The following is an 18,566-nucleotide window of genomic DNA, read 5'->3' as shown; positions in this document are numbered from 1 at the left end:
GCTGGCCGGCAACCCAACCAACCGCGATACGGTCAGATCAACCCTTCACCCGCCAGCGTGCGCAGCCCATCCTCGTCGAGGATCTCCACCACGTTCAGGTGGGGCAGGGCGATGAGCCCCTGCTGGCGCAGCTTGGTGAAGGTGCGGCTGACTGTTTCCATGGTCAGGCCCAGATGGTCGGCGATATCGCCGCGGCCCATCGGCAGCGACACGCGCAGGCCGTCGCCCCCCAGCTTGGCCTCGCGCGCGGCCAGGCGCAGCAGGAAATCGGCCAGCTTCTCGGCCGGCTGCAGGCGTGCCAGCGCCAGCGCAGCATCCTGTGCGGCATCCAGTTCCTGGCAGGCGCGCTGCAGCAGCTTGCGCTCCAGGTGCGGGAAGCGGCTGCGCAGGGCCTTCATCTGTGGCAGCGCGACACGGCACACGCGGCTGTCGGCGATGGCCTCGATGTCGTAGCGATGGTGGTCGCTGCCGCTCAGGCCCAGGTAGTCGCCGGGCAGCACGAAACCGTTGATCTGGCGCCGGCCGTCGGCCAGGGTGCGCACCAGGCGCAGTGCGCCGGCGGTCAATGTATAGACATGGTCGCGCTCTTCGCCGGTGCGGGCCAGCGTGCTGCCCATGCTGACCTGCTGCGAGACGGTGACCTGTTCCAGCGCCTGCACTTCGTCTGGCGACAGCGCCGAGCACACCGCAAGGTGCCGAACCGAGCAGTGCAGGCAGTCCAGCGTGGTGCAGGACGGCGAGGCGGGATCGTTGGTGGCGGGCGGAGCGCCGGAAGGCCGTGACATGTTGCGGGGGGCGTATCGCGGGCGGGGAGGGCCTTATGATACTTCAAGCGGCCGTTCGACCCTGCCGGAGGCGGGGGCGCTAGAATGTTGCCCCCTCCCACGTCCCGTTCCAGCAGGAGTTCCGCCCGTGATCAAGCCCCGTACCCCGCCCGGCACCCTTGAGCTGCTGCCGCGCGAGCAGATTGCGTTCCAGCGCATGCTGGACGTCATCCGCCGCAACTACGAGCGCTTCGGGTTCCTGCCGGTGGAGACGCCGGTGTTCGAGCTGTCCGACGTGCTGCTGACCAAGTCCGGTGGTGAGACCGAGCGCCAGGTGTATTTCGTGCAGTCCACCGGCGCGCTGGCCAACGCGGCCGAGTCGGGCGACCGTTCGCTGCCGGAAATGGCGCTGCGCTTCGACCTGACCGTGCCGCTGGCACGCTACGTGGCCGAGCACGAACACGAACTGACCTTCCCGTTCCGCCGTTACCAGATGCAGCGCGTGTACCGCGGCGAGCGTGCCCAGCGCGGTCGTTTCCGCGAGTTCTACCAGTGCGACATCGACGTGATCGGCAAGGACAGCCTGAGCGTGCGGTACGACGCTGAAGTGCTGGCGGTCATCCATGCGGTGTTCTCGGAACTGCGCATCGGTGACTTCAGCATCCAGCTGAACAACCGCAAGCTGATGCGCGGCTTCTTCGAGAGCCTGGGCGTGGCTGAAGGCGAGCGCCAGCTGGCGGTGCTGCGCGAAGTGGACAAGCTGGACAAGCGTGGCGCCGATTACGTTCGCGAGACGCTGGTGGGCGAGGGCTTCAACATCCCGGCAGAACAGGTCGAGAAGATCCTGGCCTTCGTCGCTGTGCGTTCGCAGGGCCATGCCGATGCGCTGGCGCAACTGGCCACGCTGGAAGCCGACGCCGGTTCTTCGGAGATCCTGCGTACCGGCGTCGCCGAACTGCGCGAAGTGCTGCAGCTGGTGCAGGCGCTGGGCGTGCCGGAAACCGCATACTGCCTGAACTTCTCCATTGCGCGCGGCCTGGACTATTACACCGGCACCGTCTACGAGACCACGCTGACCGACCACCCGCAGATCGGCTCGATCTGTTCGGGCGGCCGTTACGAAGACCTGGCCAGCCACTACAGCAAGTCGAAGCTGCCGGGCGTGGGTATCTCCATCGGCCTGTCGCGCCTGTTCTGGCAGCTGCGCGAGGCGGGCCTGATCGACGGCATCGAAGCCAGCAGCGTGCAGGCGCTGGTGGCGCTGATGGACGAGCAGGGCATGCCGCAGTCGCTGGACATCGCGCGCCGCCTGCGCGCCGGTGGCATCAATACCGAAGTGCAGATGGAGCCGAAGAAGATCGGCAAGCAGTTCCAGTACGCGGCCAAGGCCGGCATCCGCTTCGTGGTGCTGGCCGGTGAAGACGAGCTCGCGCGCCGCGTGGTGGCGGTGAAGGACCTGCTGCGTGAACAGCAGTTCGAAGTGTCGCGCGACGAGCTGGCCAGCACCCTGCTGGTGGAGCTGGAGCAGTCCAGGGCGATGGTGTGAAGCCGGCCGTCGCAGGGGTACTCACCGTGCTCCTGTTGGCGGGCTGCCAGAGTGACCCGGTGCTGCGCAGTGATCGGCTGGGCCCGGCGCAGTACCGGCTGCAGGTTGATCGCTGTCACGTGATCGACCGCGCGCAGCTTGAGGGCGACCTGCGGGCCCTGGCCTCGCGGAAGTGCCCGGCGGGTGCAGGGGCGTTGCAGAACATCCAGTCCCTGCCGAGCCGGCAGGGCAGCCTGTTCGGGGAGTGCCCGCGGCGCGGGACGCTGCAGGCGGAGGTGCGTTGCCTGCCCTGAGTCGAGCCAGGTTGTTGATTTGAAAGCAGAACGCCCGCCCTTTGGTGGGCGTTCTGCATTTCCGGCATCCGGTCCAGGGGTCAGATCCGTTTTCCTTTGGAAAACGGACCTGACCCCATCAGGCTCCGATTTGACGCACTGCGCAAGAATGCGCTAATGTACTAACGCGCTATTACATTGATGCATGGACCCGACCCCGTGAAAGCCCGCCCCGAGATTGCCGCCAAAGACCCGAAGGCCGACCTGGAAGCCCTGGCCCGGGCCTTTGCCGCGCTGCGCGAGCCGGAGCAGGTCGAGGCATTCCTGCGCGACCTGTGCACCCCGGCCGAGCTGGAGGCCATGGCCGACCGCTGGAAGGTGGTGCCGCTGCTGCAGCAGGGCGTGCCGTACCGCGAGATCCACGAGCGCACCGGCGTCAGCGTGACCACCACCGGACGGGTGGCACGCACGCTCGAGCATGGCCATCGAGGCTATGCCGCCGCCATCGACCGCCTTGCTTCGCGCTGATGCGCGCCCCGTTCCGAACTTCGAGACCTCCCCCATGAGTGCATCCCAGGCAGCGCCGGCACGAGACCGGCTGCGTATCGCCATCCAGAAGAGTGGCCGGCTGGCCGAGCCCGCCCGCAACCTGCTCAGCGCCTGTGGCCTGAGCTGGCGCGAAAGCCGCGACAAGCTGTTCTGCTACGGCGAATCGCTGCCGGTGGACCTGTTGCTGGTGCGCGACGACGACATCCCCGGCCTGATCGCCGATGGCGTCTGCGACCTCGGCATCGTCGGTCGCAATGAACTGGACGAGCAGGCCGCGGCACGCCGCCAGATCGGCCTGCCGGACGCCTACCAGGCGCTGCGCGGGCTGGGCTTCGGCCAGTGCCGGCTGATGCTGGCGGTGCCCGAGGAATGGCAGTGGCAGGGTCCGGCGCAGCTGGCCGGCACCCGCATCGCCACCAGCTACCCGGCCATCCTCAAGCAGTGGCTGGCGGAGCAGGACGTGGACGCGCAGGTGGTCGAGCTGTCCGGGTCGGTGGAAATCGCCCCGCGCCTGGGTACCGCCGACCTGATCTGCGATCTGGTCTCCAGCGGCGCCACGCTGCGTGCCAACCAGTTGACCCCGGTACACAACCTGCTCGACAGCGAGGCGGTGCTGGCTGGTGCGATGCGCGTGCCGGATGACGCACGTGCATCGCTGCGCGCGATGCTGCTGCGCCGCCTCGACGGCGTGGTGCAGCGCCAGGACCGCAAGCTGCTGATGTTCCGTGCCAGCGAAGATCGCGTCGACGCGCTGGCGCAGCTGCTGGCCGATGCCGAGCCGCTGGTGCGGCTGCCGGCCGATGGTGGCGCGCTGCGCCTGCAGACCATGTGCCCCGGCCCGCTGAGCTGGCAGCGCATGGAAGAACTCGAGCGCGCGGGCGCGCAGGGCCTGATGGTACTGAGCGTGGAGCGATCGCTGGCATGAACCGTCTGATCTGGTCCCGACTTGATGAGGCCGCGCGCAGCGCGGCATTGACCCGCCCGGTGCAGGCCGTGGCGCAGCAGACCCGCGATGCCGTAGCGGCCCTGATCGCGCAGGTGCGTGCACAGGGCGACGATGCGCTGCGTGCGATTACGGCGCGTTTCGATGGCGTCGAGCTGGCCTCGTTTGAAGTTTCCGAAGCCGAATTCGCCGCTGCCGAAGCCGCCGTGCCCGCCGAACTGCGACAGGCGATGGTGGACGCCGCCGAACGCATTGCGCGCTTCCACGCCGCTGGCATGGGCAAAGGCTATGCAGTTGAAACCGCGCCGGGCGTGGTCTGCGAACGCATGCTGCGCCCGATCGGCCGGGTGGGCCTGTACGTACCGGCTGGCAGCGCGCCGTTGCCGTCCACCGCGTTGATGCTGGGCGTTCCGGCGCAGCTGGCCGGTTGCCCGCAGGTGGTGCTGTGCACCCCGCCGCGCGCCGACGGCAGTGCCGATCCGGCAGTGCTGGTAGCCGCCCGCCTGACCGGCGTGCAGCGCGTGTTCAAGCTGGGCGGCGCGCAGGCGATCGCGGCGATGGCCTATGGCACGGCCAGCATTCCGGCCTGCGACAAGCTGTTCGGGCCGGGCAACAGCTTCGTTACCGAAGCCAAGCAGCAGGTCGCACAGGACGGCGCCGCCGCCATCGACATGCCTGCCGGTCCTTCGGAGGTGCTGGTGATTGCCGATGCTGGCGCCAATCCGGCGTTCGTCGCCGCCGACCTGCTGTCGCAGGCCGAGCACGGCCCGGATTCGCAGGTGCTGCTGCTGACCGAAGATGCGGCGATGCTGGCCGCGGTCGAAGCCGAGGTGGAGCGCCAGGTCGCCCTGCTGCCGCGCCAGCAGATCACACGGCAGGCCTTGTCGGCGTCTCGGCTGATCCTGGTCGATGCGTTGGCCGAGGCGTTCGCGATCAGCAACCGCTATGCACCAGAGCACCTGATCCTGGCCCTGCGTGATCCGCGCGCATGGCTGGACAAGGTGCAGGCGGCCGGCTCGGTGTTCCTGGGCGATTACACCCCCGAAGCACTGGGTGACTACTGCAGCGGCACCAACCACGTATTGCCCACCGCCGGTGCCGCGCGTGCCTACAGCGGCGTGAGCGTTGCCAGCTTCCAGAACCTGATCAGCGTGCAGAGCGCCAGCGCCGCCGGCCTGGCCGCGATCGGCGGCTGCGCGCGCATCATCGCCCGTGCCGAAGGCCTGGATGCGCACGAGCGTGCCGTTGCGTTGCGCATGGAGGTGGCGGCATGAGCGCGGCGATCGATGAGGTGCTGGCACTGGTGCGCCCGGACCTGCAGGCCTTCGCCGGCTACAGCTCGGCACGCAGCGCGGCGGTGCAGGGCGAGGTCTGGTTGAATGCCAATGAGTCGGCCTGGGCCAATGCGGCCGATCCCGCAGGCAGCAGCCGGCGCTATCCGGAGCCGCAGCCGCTCGCGCTGCGCGAGGGACTGGCGGCGCTGTACGGCGTGACGCCACAGCAGCTGCTGATCGGTCGCGGCAGCGACGAAGCCATTGATCTGCTGGTGCGCGCGCTGTGCGTGCCGGGTCGCGATGGCGTGCTGGTCACGCCGCCGGTGTTTGGCATGTACGCCGTCTGCGCTCGCCTGCAGGGTGCCGCCTTGATTGAAGTGCCGCTGGTGGACAGCGAGGATGGACTGCGCACCGATCTGGATGCGGTGATCGACGCGGCCAAGGCGCAGGGTGCCAAGCTGGTGTTCCTGTGTGCGCCGTCGAACCCGGCCGGCAGTGACATCGCCCTGGATGAGGTCGAGCGCGTGGCGGTTGCGCTGCGCGGGCAGGCGCTGGTCGTGGTGGACGAGGCCTATGTCGAGTATGCACAACGGCCGTCGGCGACCACGTTGCTGGCCGCGCACGCCAATCTGGCGGTGCTGCGCACGCTGTCGAAGGCGCACGCGCTCGCGGCCGCCCGCGTTGGCACGCTGATCGCTGCCCCGGAGCTGATTGCCCTGCTGCGTCGCTGCCAGGCGCCGTACCCGGTGCCGACGCCGTGCGCGGAACTGGCCGTGCAGGCACTGCAGCCGGCCGCGCTGGCGCGCACCGCCGAGCGCGTGACCACGGTGATCGCCGAGCGCGAGCGCCTGCGTGCAGCCCTGGTCGGCCTGCCCGGCGTGTGCCGGGTGTATGCCTCGGCCGGCAACTACCTGCTGGTCCGCTTCGCCGATCCCCAGTCCGCGTTCGATACGCTGCTGGCTGCGGGCGTGGTGGTGCGCGACCAGCGCGCTGCGCCGCAGCTGGGTGATGCGCTGCGCATCAGCATCGGCAGCCCCGAAGAGAATGACCGCGTGCTTGCGGCCCTGTCGGCGCGGAGGGCCGCAGCATGACCCCGATCCTGTTCATTGACCGCGATGGCACCCTCATCGAGGAGCCGTCCGACTTCCAGATCGACGCCTACGAAAAGCTGCGCTTCGTGCCGCAGGTGATCCCGGCGCTGCTGAAGCTGCGTGATGCCGGCTACCAGTTCGTGATCGTCACCAACCAGGACGGCCTCGGCAGCGACAGCTACCCGCGCGCCAGCTTCGATGGCCCCAACGACCTGATGCTGCAGATCTTCGAGAGCCAGGGCATCACCTTCCGTGACGTGCTGATCGATTCCAGCTGGCCGCAGGACAATGCGCCGACCCGCAAGCCGGGCATCGGCCTGATGACCGCCTACCTGCAGGACCGCAGCATCGACTGGGCACGCTCGGGCATGGTCGGTGACCGGATCACCGACCTGCAGTTTGCCGCCAACCTCAACATCCGTGGTTTCCAGCTGCGCACCGCGCAGTTTGGTGGGGAGTGGGACTGGCCGGGCATCGCCCATGCGCTGGCCGACGCGCCGCGCACCGCCGTTGTCCAGCGCAACACCAAAGAAACGAAGATCCGCGTTGAGCTGGACCTGGACCGCGCGGGCGATGCACGCATTGCCACCGGCCTGCCGTTCTTCGACCACATGCTGGAGCAGATCGGCAAGCACGGCGGCTTCGCGCTGGACATCCAGGCCGAGGGTGACCTGCACATCGACGAGCACCACACCATCGAGGACACCGGGCTGGCCCTGGGCCAGGCCCTGCGCGAGGCGTTGGGCGACAAGCGCGGCATTGGCCGTTACGGCTTCACCCTGCCCATGGACGAGACCCTGGCCAGCGCTGCGCTGGACTTCAGCGGCCGTCCCTATTTCGTGTTCGAGGGCGAGTTCAAGCGCGAGCGCGTGGGCGATATGCCGACCGAGCTGGTGCCGCACTTCTTCCGTTCGCTGTGCGATGCCAGCGGTCTGAACCTCAACCTGCAGGTGCGCGGCGACAACGATCACCACAAGGTGGAGGCCTGCTTCAAGGCGCTGGCGCGCGCGCTGCGTCCGGCGCTGGCCCGGCAGGGCACGGCACTGCCGAGTACCAAGGGGGCGTTGTGAGCGATGTTGCGCTGATCGATGCCGGTGGCGCCAACCTGGGCTCGGTGCGCTACGCACTGGAGCGCCTGGGCGCGACGGTGCGGCTGGTGCGCGATGCGGACGGCCTGGTTGGTGCGCGGCGGGTGATCCTGCCCGGCGTCGGCGCCGCCGGTCCCGGCATGCAGCGCCTGCACGCTCAGGGCCTGGTGGAACCGCTGCAGCGACTTGAGGTGCCGTTGATGGGCATCTGCCTTGGCATGCAGCTGCTGTTCGAACGCTCCGAGGAAGCGGGCGTAGAGACACTGGGACTGATTCCGGGCGTGGTACGCAAGCTGGTGCCGGCCTGTGGCATCCGCGTGCCGCACATGGGCTGGAACCGCCTGCTGCCGCTGCGCGAATCGCTGTTGCTGCAGGGCGTGCCGGAACGCGCCAGCGCCTACTTCGTGCACAGCTATGCGGCGCCGCTCAATACCCACACCGTCGCTGCCTGCGACCACGGTGGCCTGTTCACCGCCGTGGTGGAGCAGGGGCGCTACTACGGCGCACAGTTCCATCCCGAGCGCTCCGGCGAGACCGGCTCGCTGATGCTGCGCAACTTCCTCGAGGGCACTGCTGCATGAGTTTCATCGTCTACCCCGCGCTGGATATCCGCGACGGCCGCGTGGTGCGGCTGCGCCAGGGCGACTACGCGCAGGAAACCTCCTATGGGGATGACCCTCTGCCGCGGGCGCAGGCCTTCGCCGCGCAGGGCGCGCAGTGGATGCATCTGGTCGACCTGGATGCCGCACGGGCCGGTGGCTACACGCTGGCGCCGCTGTTGGCATCCATTCGTGCGCAGACCCCGCTGCAGGTGCAGACCGGCGGTGGCGTGCGCGGCCGCGACGATGTGGCGCGCATCCTCGACGCTGGTGCCGGCCGCGTGGTGGTGGGTTCGCTGGCGGTGCGTCGTCCCGATGAAGTGGTCGGCTGGCTGGAGGAATTCGGCGCCGATCGCATCACGATTGCGCTGGACGCGCGCCAGGACGCACAGGGGCAGTGGCAGCTGCCGGTGCACGGATGGACCGAGAACGCCGGGGTGACCCTGGATGACCTGGCCCGGCGCTACGCGCGCGCCGGCATGCGCCATCTGCTGTGCACCGACATCGCCCGCGACGGCATGCTGGCCGGGCCCAACATCAGCCTCTACCAGCACCTGTCGGCGCTGTTGCCGGGTGTGGTGGTGCAGGCGTCCGGTGGCATCCGTGACGTGGCCGATGTGGCCGAGGCGCGTGCTGCCGGCTGCGGCGGTGCCATCCTCGGCAAGGCACTGCTGGAGCAGCGCATGGACCTGAGCGAGGCGTTGGCATGTTGAGCCGCCGCATCATTCCGTGCCTGGACGTGCGCGATGGCCGCGTGGTCAAGGGCGTGCGCTTCCGCGATCACGTCGACATGGGCGACATCGCCGAGTTGGCACAGCGCTATCGCGACCAGGGCGCGGACGAGCTGGTGTTCTATGACATCGGCGCCAGTCCCGAGGCACGGTCGGTTGACGTCGCCTGGATCGAGCGCATCGCGCGCCTGATCGACATTCCGTTCTGTGTGGCCGGTGGCATCGACAGCGTGGAAACCGCGCGCCGCGTGCTGTTCGCCGGTGCCGACAAGGTGTCGATCAATTCGCCGGCGCTGGGCCGGCCGGAGCTGATCACCGAGCTGGCGGACGAGTTCGGCGTGCAGTGCGTTGTGGTGGGGGTCGATTCGGTGCGCGAGGCCGACGGGCAATGGCGGGTGCGTCGTTTCAGCGGCGATCCGGACAAGACCCAGGCGGTGCCGCTGCGCACGCTCGACTGGATCGTCGAAGCGCAACGGCGTGGAGCCGGTGAGATCGTGCTGAACTGCATGGACAGCGACGGTGTGCGCCGTGGCTACGATGTCGTGCAGCTGCAGCAGGCGCGGGCGCTGTGCCAGGTGCCGCTGATTGCCTCCGGTGGTGCCGGAGCGATGGAGCACTTCGCCGACGCCTTCGACCAGGCCGACGTCGACGGTGTGTTGGCGGCCAGTGTGTTCCACAGCGGCGCCATCGCCATTCCAGAATTGAAGCGCTACCTGCGCGGACAGCAGATCGAGGTGCGGGATGTCTATTGAAGTGAGGCCATCGCTGGATGCGCTGCAGGCGCTGGACTGGGGCAAGGGCGACGGCCTGCTGCCGGCCGTGGTGCAGGATGCCGATACCCTGCAGGTGCTGATGCTGGGCTATGTCAGCGCCGAATCGCTGGCGGCTACGCTGGCCATCGGCCACATGACCTTTTTCAGCCGCAGCAAGCAGCGGTTGTGGACCAAGGGCGAGCAGTCCGGCAACGTGCTGGTGGTGCAGTCGATCCGTGTCGACTGCGACGCCGATACGCTGCTGGTGATGGCGCGCCCGGCCGGGCCGACCTGCCACACCGGTGCCGAGAGCTGTTTCGACCAGGCGCCGAAGGATTTCCTGGGTGGGCTGGGCCAGCTGGTGGCCATGCGTGACGCGCAGCGCCCTCCCGGCAGCTACACCACCAGCCTGTTTGAAGGCGGCATCCGCCGCATCGCGCAGAAGGTGGGTGAGGAGGGCGTGGAGACCGCATTGGCCGCCGTGGCGCAGGATGATGAGGCATTGCTGGGCGAGGCGTCGGACCTGCTGTACCACCTGCTGGTGCTGCTGCGCGCGCGCGGGCTGTCGCTGGATGATGCGCGCGCGGTGCTGGAAAAACGCCATCGTTGAGGAAGGCGTACGGACCAACGGTCCGCACCCACCTCTGCAATGCAGCCGAGCATGGCTCGGCTCTACAATAGGTGGTCTTCTTCTTTCCCGGACCGCCCATGAAACTGCCTGCCGCCTGGCTGTGCTGCCTGTTGCTGACCTCGCCGGCCTGGGCCGCGGACACCGTGGTCAGCGGCAAGGTCTATCTGGAGCGTGACGGCAAGCCCGGCCGCGGTGCGACCGATCCGGGCCTGGCCGGGGTGCAGGTTTCCAACGGCGAGACCATCGTCAAGACTGCCGCTGACGGCAGCTACAGCCTGCCGGTGCGCGACGGCCAGACCGTATTCGTGATCAAGCCCGATGCCTACGCCTTCCCGAAGGCGGCGGACGGCCTGCCTTCGTTCTGGCGCCACTACCGCCCGAACGGCTCGCCGGCGCTGAAGTACGGCGGCATCGCCGCGACCAGCGACGTCACCCGCAACTGGGACTTCGCCCTGCAGTCGGATCGGCATGACAGCCGTCGTGGTTTCCAGATGCTGGTATTCACCGATTCGCAGACCGCCAGCCTGAAGGACATCGGCTACTACCAGCAGTCGATCGTGGCGCCACTGGTCGGCCAGACCAGGGCACGCATGGGCACCACCCTGGGCGACATCGTCAACGACGACCTGACCCTGTACCCGGCGATCAACAAGGTCACCACCGAACTCGGCGTGCCGTGGTTCCACGTGCCGGGCAACCATGACCTCGACTTCGATGCGGCCAGCGACGAACACTCACTGGACAGCTGGCGCAACATCTACGGCCCGGACACCTACGCGGTGGAAGAGGGCGGCGCCAGTTTCGTGTTCCTGGACGACGTGGTGTACGACCCCAAGGCCAGGCCGAAGTACGTCGGCGGCCTGCGCGAAGACCAGTTCGCCTTCCTCGCCAGCTACCTGAAGGGCCTGCACAAGGACCGCCTGCTGGTGCTGGGCATGCACATCCCGCTGTTCGACGCGGCGCCGGGGCGCGAGACCTTCCGCCATGCTGACCGCCAGCGCCTGTTCGACCTGCTGAAGGACTTCCGCAACGTACTGGTGCTCAGCGGCCACAGCCACACCCAGCAGCACGTCTACCACGGCAAGGCCGAGGGCTGGAACGGCGACAAGCCGCTGCACGAATACAACGTCGGTGCCAACTGCGGTGCGTTCTGGTCGGGCGTGAAGAATGCCGCTGGCGTGCCGGACAGCACCATGAGCGACGGCACGCCGAAGGGCTATGCATTGCTCGACGTGGCCGGCAACGGCAGCTATCGCCTGCAGTACCGCGTGGCCGGCAGGCCGGCCAGCGAGCAGATCGGCCTGCACGCGCCGAAGGTGCTGCGCCAGGGGGCCTACCCGGCGTGGGGTGTCTACGCCAACGTCTACATGGGCGAGGATCGGAGCGTGGTCGAGTACCGTGTCGATGGCGGCGCCTGGCAGCCGATGAAGCAGGTCAGCCAGCCCGACCCGCGCCTGATGGTGGAGAACGTGGCCGATGATCTGGCCAGCAGCCTGCGCGGCTACGACCGTTCGCCCGAGGCCACTGCGTCGCCGCACCTGTGGCGCGGCGCGCTGCCGACCGATCTTGCAGTGGGCAGCCATAAGGTCGAAGTACGCTCCACCCAGCCTGATGGCGCAGTGTTCACCGCCACCACCAGCTACAGCCTGCAGACTGCCCAGCCCTGACCCCCACGCACCAGCGCTCCAGCGAAAGGATCCCGCATGGATATCCGCTTCATGGCCGGCACCACGCCGGTGACCCTCAGCCGCCACTGGTTCACCGGCGCGATGCTGCTGCAGAGCGCCACCGAGAAGGTCTGGGTGCAGCACCCGCTGCATCCGGGCACCCACTTCTCGTTCTCGCTGGTACAGTCGTGGCTGCGCCACATCGCCGGCCACGAAGTGCTGGTCGAGCGCACCCGGCCGCTGTTGTTCGCCGGCTTCCGCCCGCAGCGCCTGCGCGTGCTGGTGGATGGGGTGCAGGTGGCCGAAGAGGAAGGCATGTAGGTTCACCTGAACCACCGGCGCGCTAGGCAAAGCCGCCCCGATGCCTGAGAATCGGGGCGATTCAATCGATCCAAGCAGGCCAGCGTGACCATCGCAGCAGCGTCAACGGTTTCCTCCGACTCCGCCCGCGGCGGTCTTCCGCGCCGTCTGGTCGTCGCCGATGTCGGCGGCACCTTTGCCCGGCTCGCGCTGGCGGAAACCCGACCCGGCCAGACGCCGCTGCTGGGCAACCACCGTACCTATGCCTGTGCCGAGCATTCCAGCCTGGCCGCAATCCTGGCCGATTTCACCGCCGGCCTCGGCCACCCGGTGCAGACCGCGGTGGTCGCCATCGCTGGCCTGCTGGATGGCGATGTGCTGATCAACTCGAACCTGCCGTGGACGGTCTCGCTGTCGGCCACCCGCGCGCAGTCCGGGCTGCACGAACTGCAGCTGATCAATGATTTCGAAGCGGTGGCGCTGGCCATCCCCTACCTGCAGCCGGAAACCCTGGTGCCACTGAACGGCGACGCCGATCCGGCGCAGGCCTTCCCGGCGCTGGTACTGGGCGCGGGTACCGGGCTGGGCGCCGCGCTGCGTTTCGCTGATGGCGAGCGTCCGGTGCTGGCCAGCGAGATCGGTCATGCCGCGCTGGGCGCCGGCAACGCGCTGGAACTGCAGGTGCTGGGCCGTCTGCTGCAGCGTTGGCCGCACGTGGACAACGAGCGCGTGCTGTCCGGCAGCGGCCTGATGAACCTGTATCCGTGCCTGTGCGAACTGCGCGGCGTCACCCCGGTGTGGAACAGTACGGAGGCGCTGATCGGCGCCGCGCGTGGCGGTGAGGATGCACTGGCGGTGGAAACGTTGCAGGTCTTCTGTGCGTGGCTGGGCAGCCTGGCCGGCGACGCGGCGATCGCCGTCGGCGCGCGCTCGGTGTACCTGGCCGGTGGCATTTCCGCGCATGTGCAGGATTTCCTGGCCGATGGCCGCTTCCGTGAGCGCTTCCTCAACAAGGGCGTGCTGACCGAGGTGCTGCGCCAGGTGCCGGTGTGGCGCGTGGAGCATGGCCAGCTGGGCGTGCTCGGCGCAGCGGTCTGGCACGCCGCACGGCAGCCCACGCACGACTGATCGGCAGGGTTGGCATCGGGCCGGCCGTGCATTGCAGACTGGGAGGGGAAAATGGTGGATCGCAGGCAGTTCCTGCAGGCCGGTGCACTGGCCGCAGGCATGGCGGCATTGCCGGGCGTGCAGGCGCGCACGCAGGGTGGGGCCCGGGTGGTCTCCACCTGGGACTTCGGCGTACCGGCCAACCAGGCCGCATGGAAGGTGCTGGCGCAGGGTGGCAGCGCGCTGGATGCGGTGGAGGCGGGCGCACGCTGGGCCGAGAGCGAGCTGTGCAACCCTACCGTTGGCCATTGCGGCAATCCGGATCGCGACGGCGTGCTGAGCCTGGATGCGAGCATCATGGACGGCGATGGCCGTTGTGGTGCAGTGGCCGCGCTGGTGGACATCCTGCATCCGGTGTCGGTGGCCCGCAAAGTGATGGAGAACAGCCCGCATGTGCTGCTGGTCGGCGAGGGCGCGCAGCAGTTCGCGGTGCAGCAGGGGTTCGAGCGCAAGCATCTGCTGACGCCGCAGGCCGAAGCGGCCTGGCGCGAGTGGCTGAAGACCGAGAAGTACCAGCCGCAGATCAATGCCGAGCGCCGTGGCATTCCCGGCAACAGCGACAACCACGACACCATCGGCATGCTGGCACTGGACGCCAAGGGCCAGCTGGCCGGTGCCTGCGCCACCAGCGGCATGGCGTGGAAACTGCACGGTCGCGTTGGCGACAGTCCGATCATCGGCGCCGGTCTGTACGTCGACAACGACGTCGGCGCGGCCACTGCTTCGGGGGTGGGTGAAGAGATGATCCGCAACGCGGCTTCGTTCCTGGTGGTCGAGCTGATGCGCCAGGGGCGTTCACCGGCGCAGGCCTGCCGTGAAGCCATCGACCGCGTGGTGCGCAAGCGCCCGGAAGCGAGCAGAACGTTGCAGGTGTGCTTCCTGGCCATGAACAAGCAGGGCGAGGTCGGTGCCTACGCGCTGCATCGTGGCTTCGTCTATGCGGTGTGCGATGCGCAGCGCCAGGATGACCTGCGTGACTCGCCGTCGATCTACACGAGCACCCAGGCGTGAGTACGCGGCTGACCCTGGAGATCGCCAGCAACTCGCTGGCCTCGGCGCTGGCCGCGCAGGCTGGCGGCGCCGACCGCATCGAACTGTTCGACAACCTGGCCGAGGGCGGCACCACGCCGTCGTTCGCCAGCATCGCGATGGCCCGCGAGCGCCTGTCGATTCCGCTGTTCGTGCTGGTGCGGCCACGCCCGGGCGACTTCCACTACGACGCGCTGGAAACCGAACTGATGCTGCGTGACATCGCGCAGTGCCGCGCGCTGGGTTGCGATGGCGTGGTGATCGGCGCGCTGGACGTGCAGGGCGGCATCGACCTGGCGCTGTGCCGGGAACTGGTGCAGGCCGCCGGGCCGTTGCAGGTGACCTTCCATCGCGCCTTCGACGCCGCCCGCGATCTGCCGGCGGCGCTGGAGCAGGTGATCGGGCTGGGCTGCCAGCGCGTGCTGACCTCGGGCGGGCAGGCCAGCGCCGAGGCCGGTGCCGATGTGCTGGCGGGCCTGGTCACCCAGGCGGCGGGGCGCATCACGGTGATGGCTGGCGCCGGATTGGCCGCGGGCAACATCGCAACCGTCGCGCGGCAGACCGGCTGTACCGAACTGCACGCCTCCGCAAAAGGCCTGCGCCGCTCGGCGATGCAGTTCCAGAACCCGGCGCTGCGCGGGCTGGACCCGGACTGGAGCCAGACCGCCACCGCTACCGTGGCCGCGCTGCGGCAGGCGCTGGACGGCTGATCGCTGCCCAGGGTCGGATCCCTTCGCAGAAGGGCTCTGACCCCGGGGCTGTCCCGCGACGGACAAAACCGTTCCGCGCGCGATTGTCGTGATCATGTCACTACTTCGTGCGCCGTTCTGTCAGCGATGCGTCGCAACTCTTTGATTGTTCTGGACACCGGCAGCCGATAGCGGCATCTCGCCGGCTGTTGCTGCGTTGCCGCATGCCGGGCGTGGTTCAGCTGTGCTTTAGTTTGGATCGATCCACAGGGGAGGTGCCATATCGGTCGTGAACCGATCCAAGCGCCTGGATCCGTCGTAGTGCCGCGCCACCGTCCGCCCGTGCGTCCACATCTTCGAAGAGCAACCACCCATGGCTCAGATCGTCCACAAGCGTCGCCACCTGCTGTCCCAGGCCCTGATCCTGGCCCTGTTGCCGCTGGCAGCCAGCGCGCAGGAAGCTGCCAGTTCGTCCACCAAGGATCTGGACGCGGTCACCGTCACCGGCTCGCGCATCAAGCGCGCCAGCGTCGAGGGCCCGGCGCCGGTCAACGTGATCACCGCCGCGCAGATCCAGAAGGAAGGCTTTGTCAGCGTGTACGACGCGCTGAAGACCCTCACCGAGGCCACAGGCACCGTTGAAGCCGCATCGCAATGGGGCTCGCATACGCCCAATGCCAGCGGCCTGAACCTGCGCGGGATGGGCCCGAACCGCTCGCTGCTGCTGGTCAATGGCCGTCGTGTAGCGGATTACCCGCTGCCCTACGGTGGCGAAACCAACTTCTCCAACTACGGCAACATTCCGGCCGCGGCGGTGGAGCGCATTGAAGTGCTGACCGGTGGCGCCTCGGCCATCTACGGTTCGGATGCGATCGCCGGCGTGGTCAACGTCATCCTCAAAACCAACTACGACGGCGACGAAGTGCGCGTGCGCGGCGGCACTTCCAGCGAAGGCGGACGTGATACCTGGGATCTGTCCTGGGCCGGTGGCAAGACCGGCGACAACTGGAGCGTGACCTACGCGCTGCAGTACACCAAGCGCGACCCGCTGTTCGGGCGTGATCGCCCGCAGATGGACGATGCCGACGATGCGCCGTACCCGTCCTGGAACATGGAACAACGCAAGGTCGGCTTCCGTCCCACCGCCGGTCTGGCGCTGATCGATCCGACCACGGGCCAGCGCCTGGCGCCGCCCACCGGCACCTGCGAAAAATTCGACGGCGAGTATTACACCGCCGATCGATTGGTCTACAACTACGCCGCCAACCGCATCACCAACACCGGCCGCCTGTGCGGCATGAGCGCCGACTACGCCAACTGGCTGCTTACCGGCGGCGCCGAGAACGTGTCCGGAAACCTGTACGCCACCTTCGATTTCAGCAATGACCTGCAGGCCTGGACCAACCTGGCGGTGTATCGCTCCGAAGCGATCTGGGGCACCAATCCGCCCGGCGTGTCGCTGATCGACGATGACAACGGCTATTACTGGGATGCCAACCGCAACCGGCCGATCCTGGGCGTGCGCCAGTTCACCCCGAACGAAGTCGGGGGCCTGGATACGCTGCGCAACACCAACCGCGAACTGTCCTGGGACTGGAGCGCGGGCCTGCGCGGGCGCCTGGCCGACCGTTTTGACTGGAGTGCCACGGTGGGGCGTTCCTATTACCGCGTGGAAGAACGGCAGAACGTGGTCGACAAGCAGAAGTCGTATGACTACTTCCTTGGCCCGCGCCTGGGCACCACCGCCGATGGCGAGGCGATCTTTGCGTTGAACGAATCGCGCTGGTGGAACCCGCTGACGCCGGACCAGTACTGGCAGATGGGGACCGTGGCGAAGAACCGCGCGGCGTCATGGGTCAACCAGGCGTCGGCGGATATCACCGGCGAGCTGTTCCAGGGCTGGGCCGGCCCGATTTCGTTTGCGGCGGTGGCTGAAGTGGCGCAGCAGGGCTATCACCTCAGTCCGGACCCGCGCGCTGGCATCGACTTCGACCTGCAGAATGTCGATCGCGGCGGCGGTGAGCGTACCCGCTACTCGGCCGGCGTCGAGTTCAAGATCCCGCTGCTGGACAGCGTGACCGCCACTGCGGCCGCGCGCTACGACCGCTATGGCAACTACAAGGCCGATGACAGCAGCGAAGCGCTGGACATCGGCAGCCAGAAGGAAACCACCTGGAACGTCGGCCTGGAATGGCGCCCGGTCGAATCGCTGCTGGTGCGTGGCTCATACGCCACCAGCTTCCATGCGCCGGACATGCATTACCTGCTGGGCCAGCCGAGCAGTTCGGAAGTGCAGACCTATGACCGCCTGCGCTGCATCCAGAGCGGCGCGTACCTGGTCAACAACTGTGGCGTGGGCAACACCGACGTCTGGTACACGTTCGACGTGAACCGGCGTGGGACGCCGCTGCTGCGCTCGGAGACCGGTGATTCGTGGACGGTCGGCTTCGTCTGGGACGTGCTGCCGAACCTGTCGGTCAGTGCCGACTACTGGGCGATCAAGCTGGAAGACATGATCGTCGACGTCGGCGCCGATGAGGTGCTGGCCAGCGAGGCCGGCTGCCTGACCGGCAAGAACATGGACGGTACGCCATGGGCCAACCCGGCCGGTGGCGAGTACTGCGCCGGCATCCTGGCCCGCGTGAACCGTGACAGCAACGGTCGCCTGGTATCGATCGAGCGCGGCCCGTTCAACCTGGCCAGCCGCGAGGTGCGCGGCATCGACCTGACCGCGCGCTATCGCCTGGAAACCGCGCGGTGGGGCAGCTTCCAGCTGGGCGTGAACTACACCAACCAGATCTCGACCAAGGAGCAACGCTACGCCGCCGACCCGAATCCGGAACGCCGCGATCGCGACCTGCGCAGCAAGCTGCGCGCGAGCCTGGCCTGGCAGCGCGGCAACTGGAACGCCAACGTCTATGCCGACCGCATCGGTTCGGTGCCGGGCGTGCGCTACCACTGGGGTACCGACCGCCTGGACAACCCTGGTGGCTGCCTGCCGTTCGCCGATGGCTACGTGCCCAGTGACAGCCCGTCGCTGAACTGCCTGGAGCCGGCACGGCTGCCGGATGGTTCGGTGAACCCGAACCCCAACGCCGGGCAGCAGACGGCGCGCTACTACGGTCGAGTGGGGCCGTTCATCACCTGGAACTTCAACGTGGGCTACCAGCTGACCGAACACGCGAAGGTAAACGTGTACGTCAACAACGCCTTCAACGCCGCCAGCTGGAACCACAAGGACCCGTACAAGCTGGATTACGACTTCGCTCCGACCCGCCTGCTGGGCGCGGTCGGCCGCGAGTTCGCGTTGGAGTATGTGTTCACCTTCTGAGGTGACCTGCCTCCGCCGGTAGGTCCACGCCATGCGTGGATATGGACACCCGGGTGCCCATTCAGGAAATGCGGACAGGCTGGATTTGACCTTCCCACGATGGCAAGGTTTAGCCTGTCCGCATCCAGAAGGAGCCCCGGGAA

18 protein-coding genes are annotated in these 18,566 nt (G+C 68.0%); 17 read left to right on the top strand and 1 reads right to left on the bottom strand.

The genetic code is table 11. The features are described 5' to 3' along the window. Positions 1-32 precede the first annotated feature (32 nt). A complete protein-coding gene (locus E5790_RS00185) occupies positions 33-785 on the bottom strand; it encodes a helix-turn-helix domain-containing protein (protein WP_010482595.1) in 753 nt (250 codons plus the stop codon). A 127-nt stretch (positions 786-912) separates the two neighbouring features. Here E5790_RS00185 and hisS point away from each other — a divergent pair, with 127 nt between their 5' ends. From hisS to E5790_RS00100, 17 genes are all read left to right on the top strand, one after another. After that, complete coding sequence (gene hisS, locus E5790_RS00180; protein ID WP_111206147.1) at positions 913-2,310, top strand: histidine--tRNA ligase; 1,398 nt, start codon at positions 913-915, stop codon at positions 2,308-2,310. Positions 2,311-2,336: 26 nt separating this feature from the next. Continuing rightward, positions 2,337-2,603: a hypothetical protein gene (locus E5790_RS00175; RefSeq protein WP_229653757.1), complete on the top strand. Its 267-nt coding sequence runs from the start codon at positions 2,337-2,339 to the stop codon at positions 2,601-2,603. A gap of 198 nt (positions 2,604-2,801) precedes the next feature. Beyond that, complete coding sequence (locus tag E5790_RS00170) at positions 2,802-3,110, top strand: YerC/YecD family TrpR-related protein (RefSeq protein WP_005416326.1); 309 nt, start codon at positions 2,802-2,804, stop codon at positions 3,108-3,110. Positions 3,111-3,144: 34 nt separating this feature from the next. Next, positions 3,145-4,056, top strand: a complete 912-nt coding sequence (gene hisG, locus E5790_RS00165) for an ATP phosphoribosyltransferase (RefSeq protein WP_111206148.1) — start codon at positions 3,145-3,147, stop codon at positions 4,054-4,056. After that, positions 4,053-5,348 (top strand): histidinol dehydrogenase, encoded by a 1,296-nt coding sequence (gene hisD / locus E5790_RS00160; protein WP_111206149.1) that lies wholly within the window; start codon positions 4,053-4,055, stop codon positions 5,346-5,348. Before hisG ends, hisD begins: the two co-directional genes overlap by 4 nt. Next, positions 5,345-6,439, top strand: coding sequence for a histidinol-phosphate transaminase (gene hisC / locus E5790_RS00155; protein ID WP_049440829.1), 1,095 nt, complete (start codon positions 5,345-5,347; stop codon positions 6,437-6,439). The genes hisD and hisC overlap by 4 nt, the downstream gene beginning before the upstream one ends. Further along, positions 6,436-7,509, top strand: a complete 1,074-nt coding sequence (gene hisB / locus E5790_RS00150) for a bifunctional histidinol-phosphatase/imidazoleglycerol-phosphate dehydratase HisB (RefSeq protein WP_014646950.1) — start codon at positions 6,436-6,438, stop codon at positions 7,507-7,509. The genes hisC and hisB overlap by 4 nt, the downstream gene beginning before the upstream one ends. Beyond that, entirely contained in the window at positions 7,506-8,108 is a 603-nt protein-coding gene (gene hisH / locus E5790_RS00145; protein ID WP_032957991.1) for an imidazole glycerol phosphate synthase subunit HisH, read from the top strand. The genes hisB and hisH overlap by 4 nt, the downstream gene beginning before the upstream one ends. Continuing rightward, the gene (gene hisA / locus E5790_RS00140; protein ID WP_111206150.1) at positions 8,105-8,839 is read left to right on the top strand and encodes a 1-(5-phosphoribosyl)-5-[(5-phosphoribosylamino)methylideneamino]imidazole-4-carboxamide isomerase; all 735 of its coding nucleotides are present in this window, start codon (positions 8,105-8,107) and stop codon (positions 8,837-8,839) included. The genes hisH and hisA overlap by 4 nt, the downstream gene beginning before the upstream one ends. After that, the gene (gene hisF, locus E5790_RS00135; RefSeq protein ID WP_111206151.1) at positions 8,833-9,609 is read left to right on the top strand and encodes an imidazole glycerol phosphate synthase subunit HisF; all 777 of its coding nucleotides are present in this window, start codon (positions 8,833-8,835) and stop codon (positions 9,607-9,609) included. Before hisA ends, hisF begins: the two co-directional genes overlap by 7 nt. Then, complete coding sequence (gene hisIE / locus E5790_RS00130) at positions 9,599-10,219, top strand: bifunctional phosphoribosyl-AMP cyclohydrolase/phosphoribosyl-ATP diphosphatase HisIE (RefSeq protein WP_014646954.1); 621 nt, start codon at positions 9,599-9,601, stop codon at positions 10,217-10,219. The genes hisF and hisIE overlap by 11 nt, the downstream gene beginning before the upstream one ends. A gap of 98 nt (positions 10,220-10,317) precedes the next feature. Further along, complete coding sequence (locus tag E5790_RS00125; protein ID WP_111206152.1) at positions 10,318-11,907, top strand: calcineurin-like phosphoesterase family protein; 1,590 nt, start codon at positions 10,318-10,320, stop codon at positions 11,905-11,907. A gap of 36 nt (positions 11,908-11,943) precedes the next feature. Further along, complete coding sequence (locus E5790_RS00120) at positions 11,944-12,228, top strand: hypothetical protein (protein ID WP_046430369.1); 285 nt, start codon at positions 11,944-11,946, stop codon at positions 12,226-12,228. 84 nt (positions 12,229-12,312) lie between these two features. Then, positions 12,313-13,335 (top strand): glucokinase, encoded by a 1,023-nt coding sequence (locus tag E5790_RS00115; RefSeq protein WP_111206153.1) that lies wholly within the window; start codon positions 12,313-12,315, stop codon positions 13,333-13,335. Positions 13,336-13,386: 51 nt separating this feature from the next. Beyond that, positions 13,387-14,385 (top strand): N(4)-(beta-N-acetylglucosaminyl)-L-asparaginase, encoded by a 999-nt coding sequence (locus E5790_RS00110; protein WP_136191650.1) that lies wholly within the window; start codon positions 13,387-13,389, stop codon positions 14,383-14,385. Continuing rightward, a complete protein-coding gene (locus E5790_RS00105) occupies positions 14,382-15,113 on the top strand; it encodes a copper homeostasis protein CutC (RefSeq protein WP_111206154.1) in 732 nt (243 codons plus the stop codon). The genes E5790_RS00110 and E5790_RS00105 overlap by 4 nt, the downstream gene beginning before the upstream one ends. Positions 15,114-15,465: 352 nt before the next feature. Continuing rightward, positions 15,466-18,423 carry a TonB-dependent receptor gene (locus tag E5790_RS00100; protein ID WP_111206155.1) on the top strand — a complete coding sequence of 986 codons (2,958 nt, stop codon included), beginning with the start codon at positions 15,466-15,468 and terminating at the stop codon, positions 18,421-18,423. Positions 18,424-18,566 lie beyond the last annotated feature (143 nt).

The sequence above is a fragment of the Stenotrophomonas sp. PAMC25021 genome (assembly GCF_004795795.1).
Lineage (GTDB): Bacteria > Pseudomonadota > Gammaproteobacteria > Xanthomonadales > Xanthomonadaceae > Stenotrophomonas > Stenotrophomonas muris.
Note: the sequence above shows the minus strand (reverse complement) of the source record. Positions and strands in the feature narration are given on the sequence as shown.

What these genes read in the sequence shown, in the direction of transcription:
- E5790_RS00185 (WP_010482595.1), bottom strand. Translation starts at nt 785, where the DNA reads ATGTCACGGCCTTCCGGCGCTCCGCCCGCCACCAACGATCCCGCCTCG.
- hisG (WP_111206148.1), top strand. Translation starts at nt 3,145, where the DNA reads ATGAGTGCATCCCAGGCAGCGCCGGCACGAGACCGGCTGCGTATCGCC.
- hisD (WP_111206149.1), top strand. Translation starts at nt 4,053, where the DNA reads ATGAACCGTCTGATCTGGTCCCGACTTGATGAGGCCGCGCGCAGCGCG.
- hisC (WP_049440829.1), top strand. Translation starts at nt 5,345, where the DNA reads ATGAGCGCGGCGATCGATGAGGTGCTGGCACTGGTGCGCCCGGACCTG.
- hisB (WP_014646950.1), top strand. Translation starts at nt 6,436, where the DNA reads ATGACCCCGATCCTGTTCATTGACCGCGATGGCACCCTCATCGAGGAG.
- hisA (WP_111206150.1), top strand. Translation starts at nt 8,105, where the DNA reads ATGAGTTTCATCGTCTACCCCGCGCTGGATATCCGCGACGGCCGCGTG.
- hisF (WP_111206151.1), top strand. Translation starts at nt 8,833, where the DNA reads ATGTTGAGCCGCCGCATCATTCCGTGCCTGGACGTGCGCGATGGCCGC.
- hisIE (WP_014646954.1), top strand. Translation starts at nt 9,599, where the DNA reads ATGTCTATTGAAGTGAGGCCATCGCTGGATGCGCTGCAGGCGCTGGAC.
- E5790_RS00125 (WP_111206152.1), top strand. Translation starts at nt 10,318, where the DNA reads ATGAAACTGCCTGCCGCCTGGCTGTGCTGCCTGTTGCTGACCTCGCCG.
- E5790_RS00120 (WP_046430369.1), top strand. Translation starts at nt 11,944, where the DNA reads ATGGATATCCGCTTCATGGCCGGCACCACGCCGGTGACCCTCAGCCGC.
- E5790_RS00110 (WP_136191650.1), top strand. Translation starts at nt 13,387, where the DNA reads ATGGTGGATCGCAGGCAGTTCCTGCAGGCCGGTGCACTGGCCGCAGGC.
- E5790_RS00100 (WP_111206155.1), top strand. Translation starts at nt 15,466, where the DNA reads ATGGCTCAGATCGTCCACAAGCGTCGCCACCTGCTGTCCCAGGCCCTG.